9 protein-coding genes and 2 tRNA genes are annotated in these 6,802 nt (G+C 67.1%); 5 read left to right on the top strand and 6 right to left on the bottom strand.

Features of this window, described 5'->3' with window-relative positions; all coding sequences use genetic code 11:
* Positions 1 to 7 precede the first annotated feature (7 nt).
* Positions 8 to 325, bottom strand: a complete 318-nt coding sequence (locus HUX53_RS05925; RefSeq protein WP_176402155.1) for a hypothetical protein — start codon at positions 323 to 325, stop codon at positions 8 to 10.
* Positions 319 to 840 carry a hypothetical protein gene (locus HUX53_RS05920; RefSeq protein WP_176402154.1) on the bottom strand — a complete coding sequence of 174 codons (522 nt, stop codon included), beginning with the start codon at positions 838 to 840 and terminating at the stop codon, positions 319 to 321. Before HUX53_RS05920 ends, HUX53_RS05925 begins: the two co-directional genes overlap by 7 nt.
* 182 nt (positions 841 to 1,022) lie before the next feature.
* Between HUX53_RS05920 and HUX53_RS05915 the strand changes: the two genes are divergently transcribed.
* The 4 genes from HUX53_RS05915 (at position 1,023) to HUX53_RS05900 (ending at position 4,430) form a co-directional block, all read left to right on the top strand.
* Positions 1,023 to 1,307 (top strand): helix-turn-helix domain-containing protein, encoded by a 285-nt coding sequence (locus tag HUX53_RS05915; protein ID WP_176402153.1) that lies wholly within the window; start codon positions 1,023 to 1,025, stop codon positions 1,305 to 1,307.
* Between the two features lie 21 nt (positions 1,308 to 1,328).
* Positions 1,329 to 2,306, top strand: a complete 978-nt coding sequence (locus HUX53_RS05910) for a C40 family peptidase (protein ID WP_176402152.1) — start codon at positions 1,329 to 1,331, stop codon at positions 2,304 to 2,306.
* A gap of 177 nt (positions 2,307 to 2,483) precedes the next feature.
* Positions 2,484 to 2,699 (top strand): helix-turn-helix domain-containing protein, encoded by a 216-nt coding sequence (locus tag HUX53_RS05905; protein ID WP_217919128.1) that lies wholly within the window; start codon positions 2,484 to 2,486, stop codon positions 2,697 to 2,699.
* A gap of 201 nt (positions 2,700 to 2,900) precedes the next feature.
* The gene (locus tag HUX53_RS05900) at positions 2,901 to 4,430 is read left to right on the top strand and encodes a tyrosine-type recombinase/integrase (RefSeq protein ID WP_255204971.1); all 1,530 of its coding nucleotides are present in this window, start codon (positions 2,901 to 2,903) and stop codon (positions 4,428 to 4,430) included.
* A gap of 14 nt (positions 4,431 to 4,444) precedes the next feature.
* Here the strand turns inward: HUX53_RS05900 and HUX53_RS05895 are convergent.
* Both HUX53_RS05895 and HUX53_RS05890 read right to left on the bottom strand, forming a co-directional pair.
* A tRNA-Ser gene (locus HUX53_RS05895) sits at positions 4,445 to 4,533 on the bottom strand.
* Between the two features lie 137 nt (positions 4,534 to 4,670).
* Entirely contained in the window at positions 4,671 to 5,102 is a 432-nt protein-coding gene (locus HUX53_RS05890) for a hypothetical protein (protein ID WP_176402150.1), read from the bottom strand.
* 187 nt (positions 5,103 to 5,289) lie between these two features.
* On the opposite strand from HUX53_RS05890, the gene HUX53_RS05885 reads away from it, so the two are divergent.
* Positions 5,290 to 5,362, top strand: a tRNA-Arg gene (locus tag HUX53_RS05885).
* A 107-nt stretch (positions 5,363 to 5,469) separates the two neighbouring features.
* On the opposite strand, the gene HUX53_RS05880 is transcribed toward HUX53_RS05885, so the two are convergent.
* Together HUX53_RS05880 and HUX53_RS05875 are read right to left on the bottom strand one after the other, a co-directional pair.
* Positions 5,470 to 5,673, bottom strand: coding sequence for a hypothetical protein (locus tag HUX53_RS05880; protein WP_176402149.1), 204 nt, complete (start codon positions 5,671 to 5,673; stop codon positions 5,470 to 5,472).
* A gap of 210 nt (positions 5,674 to 5,883) precedes the next feature.
* Complete coding sequence (locus HUX53_RS05875; RefSeq protein ID WP_176402148.1) at positions 5,884 to 6,582, bottom strand: DsbA family oxidoreductase; 699 nt, start codon at positions 6,580 to 6,582, stop codon at positions 5,884 to 5,886.
* Positions 6,583 to 6,802 lie beyond the last annotated feature (220 nt).

The raw sequence follows: 6,802 nt of genomic DNA, 5'->3' as shown, positions 1-6,802 counted from the left end.
GCCCCAGCTACCGGCTCAAGAACCGTCTCGCCGCCGTCGAAACCCAGGTCTCCGCCACCGGCTGACCCCCGACCAACTCTGCACGTTTATCCGTACTCACCTCTGCACACCAAGGAGTACGCCGACACTTGCGGCCGATGGCCATCTGGCCCGCGCAGATGAACAGGCCCGCGACGCCGCAGATCAGCACGCCCCACTTGCCCCACGCCAGCAGCGTCTCCATTTTCTGATCCAGCCCCGGCGGCGCCTGGGGAGGAGGATCGGGCACATCCACGTCGAGCGGCGCCAGCGCCGCCACCGTGGTCACGGTGAATGAGGTCAGCACTGCCCTGCCCTCCCACCGACCAGCCGACGCAGCTCGGCCAGTGCCAGGCGCGCCTTGCCCGGTAGGGCGACCACGCATGGGTCCTCCACCAGGCGAAGCGCCCGTACATGCGGGACGCGCACCACGCCGCCGACCCGCCCTTCCAGCAGGGCGAAGCGGGCTGTGGCCTCCCGTGGCTCCGGGCCGCCGTCGCTGACGATCGCCAGCGCCGCCACCCGCTCCTCCCACGCGGCAAGGGCCCCGATCGCCGCAGTCGCGTCCTTGGCCGCGACCGCGGTGTTGCGGACCGCCAGCACCACCGGACGGCCCTTGGCGCGCAGCGGCGACCGGCCGACTTCCAGCAGCGGCCCGATCGAGCCCATGTCCCACACCGCTGGCAGCAACGCCGCCAGCGTCGAGGTCCCGGCACCGCCATGCGCGCCGGCCACCACCACGTCCAGGTCCTGGCCCGCCTGGCCGCCCGCCTGAGTGCGGGGCTGGTCGGCCGGTCTTGGCCTGGTTTGTCGAAGACTCACCCACATACCCCCGAATCGATGCACTGGGTTGCTGGACGATCACGGTACGTGTCAACATGACAGAGCACAAGCATCGTCAAACAAATTCAGAGAACGTCATCACGCCGATAAGCTGCCTCCGCAGCACCGATCCACCACACTGGAAAGGAACGACCGTGACCGCCCACCCAGGAGCCACAGAGATGACCGAGACACCCGGCCGCGATCCCGACGTCCTCACCACCGCCGAACTCGCGACCAAACTCGGCCTCTCGCCCCAGACGGTCCGCCGGATGGCCAACGCCGGGCAGATCCCCGCCCTCAAAACCGGCAAGGACTTCCGCTACTCCTGGCAAGCAGTCCGCGAGGTGCTGCGGCAGCCCCACCACCAGCAACCCGGGGAAGCCGCCCATGACCCAACCACCCAGCTCAACAAGGGCGCCGGGTACCGCGCCCAACGCCAAGCCCGCACCGGCGCCCAGGACTAACCCAGCCCGGCGGCCCACCCGGTGAAGGCCGCCGCCACCGCATGCGCCGCCGCCCTCGCCCTCCCCCTGGGCCTGCTCTTCCTGGCAGCCGGCCACGACTCAGCCGCAGGTACCGGCTCGCCCCTGGCCGGCGCACCCACCGCCGAGGCCAGGCGCGACATCCCGCCCGCCTACCTGCGCTGGTACCTCGACGCCGCCCAAACCTGTCCCGGCCTGCCCTGGAACGTGCTGGCCGCCATCGGCAAAGTCGAATCCGACCATGGCCGCTCCACCGCCCCCGGCGTCCACTCGGGTGAGAACGCCGCCGGGGCCGGCGGCCCCATGCAGTTCCTTGCCGTGACCTGGGCCGCCTACGGCGTGGACGGCGACCACGACGGCCGCAAAGACCGCTACAACCCCGCCGACGCCATCCCCGGCGCTGCCCGCTACCTGTGCGCCAACCACGCCGGGCAAGGCGGCGTCCAGTTGCGCCGCGCGATCTGGCACTACAACCACGCCGACTGGTACGTCCGCAAAGTCCTCACCCAAGCCGCCCGCTACGCCGCCCCCACAGCAACCGGACGCGGCGCCATCGCCGTCAAGGCCGCGCTGCGCTGGCTCGGCACCCCCTACTCCTGGGGCGGCGGTGGACCCACCGGCCCCACCTACGGCATCGCCCAAGGCGCCGCCACCAAAGGCTTCGACTGCTCCGGCCTCACCCAATACGCCTGGGCCCAAGCCGGCATCCGCCTACCCCGCGTCGCCGCCGACCAATACAACGCTGGCACCCACGTTCCCAGAGCCCAACTCCAGCCCGGCGACCTGCTCTTCTTCGCCACCAACCCCAACGACCCCACCACCATCCACCACGTCGCCATCTACTACGGCTCAGGCCGCATGATCCACGCACCCCAAACCGGCGATGTCGTCCGCATCGCCCAATTCACCGGCAACCCCTACCGCGAACGCCAATACACCGGCGCCACCAGACCCATGGCATCGCGCTCTACCCAGACCTGACCGGAGGCCCGCTCTTGCATCAACGCACCCCTCGCCGGCGTCACCCTCCGAACCGACACCCTCTCCCTCGAAGGGGAGACGGCACCTGCGACAGCGCCTGGTGCTGCACTTAACCGCGGCCATGTATCGCGCTCATCAAAGCAAAGCACTCCCTCTTCCAAGCTCAGGAGTTCAATCATGAAGCTCATGAAGTACGCCGAAGTAGCGGATCTCCCCACGGTCGTCGACATCGTGACCGCTGCTCGCGTGCTCGGCCTCTCTCGCAGTCATGCCTATGAGCTGGCCAAACGCGGCGACTTCCCCTGCCGGGTAATCCGTGTCGGTACCCGGTATCGAGTGCCGACGGCCTGCCTGCTGCAACTGATCGAGGTTGAGAAGGGCCCACCACGATAGGCGTCGGCGACGACCGAAGATCCTGGCGTACAGCCCGTCCGTGCCTGCGATCAGCGGGCACGGGCAGGGTTATCGGCTGCATCCAATCGCGGGAAAGAGTCTATTTGTCCCTTTGGTGACGTCGTTTGACGCCTCACGCCGACACTGTTATCACTGTCAGTGTCAATGCGGTTACATAAAGACTTCAAGGGAGGTGATCGCTTGAAGGGGGCCGTGTTCAAGCGGTGCCGCTGCTCGAATCCGGAGACGGGCAAGCGGTATGACACGAATTGCCCGGATATCAAGAAGAAGGGGCACGGAACCTGGTGGTTCCGATACGAAGCTCCTCCGTCCGCCGACGGTAAACGGCGCCGACCAAGGGTCGGCCCGTTCCCGTCCAAGGTCGACGCCGAGCGCGAACTGGCGAAAGAGCTCGCCAAGGTAGGGGCCGACGGCCACGCATCCGATCACAGGATGACAGTCGCGCAGTGGCTTGACCGATGGATCGCTGGCAAGGTCGACCTGAAGAGCTCCACGCTGAGCAGCTACCGCGAGGCCGTGGAGCTCTATCACAAGCCAGGGCTTGGGCACCTTCGGCTCGTCGACCTACGCGCACACCACGTGAGCGAGCTCTACGCGGCCATGCTCCAGATCAACCAACCGCTCCCGGAGGGTAAGAGGCCCAGCGAACTGCTGCGTCGGCTCATCGATGCCAGAGCTGATTCAGCGAAGAAGAACAAGGACGGTGAGGCATCCCGTAAGAAGCAGACGAAGCCTCTGTCGCCCGCGCGAATCAAGCGTGTGCACGCCGTGCTCAGCTCCGCTATGGGGTCGGCCGTCAAGAAGAAGTACCTCACGCACAATCCGGCAGAGCACGTCGAGCTTCCTCGCCAGCCACGCCGGAAGCCTCTCGTCTGGACTTCCGCTCGTGTAGCCCGCTGGGAGGAGAACGGGAAGAACCCGGCCCCGGTCATGGTGTGGACTCCCGCTCACACAGGCGCCTTCCTCGACTACATTTACGAGGCGGAACGGCTGTACGCGCTGTTCCACCTCGTGGCCTTCCGAGGACTTCGGAGAGCCGAGGTCGCCGGAATTCCATGGAGCGACGTCGACCTGGACGAGGGCATCCTCGCGATTCGCGAAACGAGATCAGATGATGACCTCGAACCCGACGACACCAAGTCCGATGCCGGGGACCGAGCCGTCACAATCGACACGACCACGGCCGACCACCTGCGGACCTGGGGGACCCGGCAGAAGGCCGAGAGGTTCGCAGCCGGCCCGGCCTGGGTGAACTCAGGTCTGGTGTTCACGCGTCCCGACGGTTCACCGCTCCGCCCTGAGTGGATTTCGCAGCGCTTCGAACTGCTCATCACGCAGTACGCCGCCATCAGACGACGGCACGAGGATGACGGTTGGACGATCCCGCAAATCGCCAAGCGCCACCGGGTCAGCGAGGTGAAGGTACGGGCCGCGCTCGCCGGAGGGCCGCTCCCTCCCATCCGGTTCCACGACCTGCGTCACGGGGCGGCCACGCTGTCCCTGGCAGCCGGGGTCGAGATGAAGGTGGTCAGCGAGACGCTGGGGCATGCGCGGTCGTCCTTCACCGCCGACGTCTATGCCTCCGTGGTCCCCCAGGTCTTCAAAGCCGCCGCCGAGGCGGCGGCGGCAGTGGTCCCCCGCCGCGTCGGCCCCCCATCGGCCCCCCAAAGCAAAACCAGCGGCTCCCTTGATCGGACGAGATCAAGGTAACCGCTGGTCAGAGGCGGAGGATCGGGGATTTGAACCCCGGATGGGCGTGAACCCAAACCGCATTAGCAGTGCGGCGCCATAGACCGGACTAGGCGAATCCTCCAGTAGCCATCAGGCTCAGGACAGGCTACCGGTTCGGCGAGCCAACCGGCAAAGCCTGCGTCCCGTGGTCTCAGCAGCATAGTGGGAAACCGCTGCGGGCGTGCCGCTCCCGGGGCCGCGGGAGGGGCACGTCGCGGCTCAGCCCAGGCGGAAGGCGGTGAATCCGCAGGCCTCGGCCAGGTCGTTGCCGTGCTGCTGCATGGCTGCGGTGTTGGGCTGGCCGACGCCGGACATGTCGCCGGAGCTCAGCTTCCGCAGCATCTCGGCCGCGTTGTCGAGGTCGCCCGCGAACGCGGTCGCGGCGGACTCGACGTCACCGCCGGCGCTCTGCCCCTCCGACCGCACCTTGCTGGCCGTGTCCGAGAACTTCTGCGCGGCCCCGGCGGCGCCACCGAGCGACGTCACCGTCGTCTTGTCGTTCGAGAAGCTCCGCAGCTCCTTCTCGATGTTCTTGCAGGCGGTCGTCTTCTTCCCACCGGCGATGGCGTCGACCGCGCCACAGCCTGTGGAGCCGAGCAACAAGCCGCCGACGGCGATGATGCCGGCCAGCTTGGTTGCGGACATGCGCATGGGGGTACTCCTTCAGGGGGTTGGGCTTCGGACGGGAGCGGGACCACCCGCATCACTCGTCTCGATCACCCCTTTGGCGTACCGCCACCACGCGGGGTTCCGTGACCCAAGTCACGCTTCCGTAACCTCACGTCGGCCAACCGATTCGCGGACAGCCCCACGGAGCCGGTACAGTTAACTCCGGCAGGCACCCGTAGCTCAACGGATAGAGCATCTGACTACGGATCAGAAGGTTAGGGGTTCGAATCCCTTCGGGTGCACACATACAGGTCAAAGCCCCTTGCGGTCTTCCGCGAGGGGCTTTGCTAATCGCGCGCGTCTAGGTCTAGGTCTAGGCCTCTACGAGTTGCTGATTGATGACGTGCGCCTAGACCGGGTCGGCGTGACCGAGCCGCGCGGTCATGACGTCGACGGCCCCGCGCGTGTGTGGGAGCGGCTCGGTGAGGTCCCGTCCTTGGGTGCTAGGCGGCGCTTGCTCGACCGCCAGGTCGGCCGCGCCGTCCAGAGTGGTGGCTTCCTCCGGGGAGCGGGTGCTCTTGGTGTCCCCGATGCGCTTGGTCTTGGTCTGCACGGACGCGGTTTCTGGCTTCGGGCGGTTGTGGCGTCGTTCCGAATCTCATCAGGGCCGGATCGGCTCTTGTCCCTGACTTCTCTGTTGAGCGGTCGGGCGGGCTAGCGCCGGCTCGGCCGCGAACGGGTGATGAATCGCAGGAACGAGCGCGTCCTGGCGCGTGGGGATGTTTGGTTCGGTCTCGGTGTGGCTGGGGGTGACGGTTCCCTGTCAGTTTGGGGGTGTGCAGGTTTCGTCGGTGCAGGTTTCTGTGGGGGTGCCGATTGTGGTGAGGGTGGGGTGGGCGTCCGTCCAGGCTCGGGTCAGGGCCTGGGTGAAGGCTTCGGGGGGCTGGGCGCCTGAGATGCCGTAGCGGCGGTCTATGACGAAGAAGGGGACGCCTGTTGCGCCGAGGTCGCGGGCCTCGCGCTGGTCGGCTTCGACTTCGGCGGTGAAGGTGCCGGAGGAGAGGGTTTCGCGGACGCCGTTCAGGCCTGTTTCTTTGGCGATTTTCGTCAGGGAGTCGTGGTCGAAGATCGAGCGGCGGTCGGTGAAGTGGGCCTTGTAGAGCGCCTCGACGAGTTCGTCCTGGAGGCCGTGCTTTGCCGCTAGGTGGACGAGGCGGTGCGCGTCCGCAGTGTTGCCTGCCCTGCCGTCCTTGAGGTGGTACTCCAGGCCGACGCCGGCTGCGCGCTCCTCCATTTGCTGGTTCATCGCGACGGCCTGCTCGCGCGGCATGCCGTACTTGCCGGCCAGCATGTCGGCCACGTCGACCGTCTCGCCGTGCGGGAAGGACGGGTCGAGTTGGAAGGAGCGGTGCACTACCTCGACCTGGTCGCGGTGCTCGAAGTCCTGGAGCGCATGCTCGAACTGGCGCTTTCCGATGTAGCACCAGGGACAGATGACGTCGGACCAGAATTCAACACGCACTGCGGCACCCTTCTTCGGCTTCTCACGCGTGCAACACCGTCCGGCCCGGATCTGTTTCCCGTGAATACGGCGACGCCCCCGCCGGGTGGCGGGGGCGTCGCCGTATTCACGGGAAACAGACCCGGGCCGGGCGGTGTTGCACGCGTGAGCAGCCGAAGAAGGGTGCCGCAGCGCCCTGTTATACACATCTGACGCTGCCGACCAACAGCATACAGGAGCA

The sequence above is a fragment of the Actinomadura sp. BRA 177 genome (genome assembly GCF_013372625.1).
Classification (GTDB): domain Bacteria; phylum Actinomycetota; class Actinomycetes; order Streptosporangiales; family Streptosporangiaceae; genus Spirillospora.
This window is presented reverse-complemented; position numbering and strand designations above follow the sequence as displayed.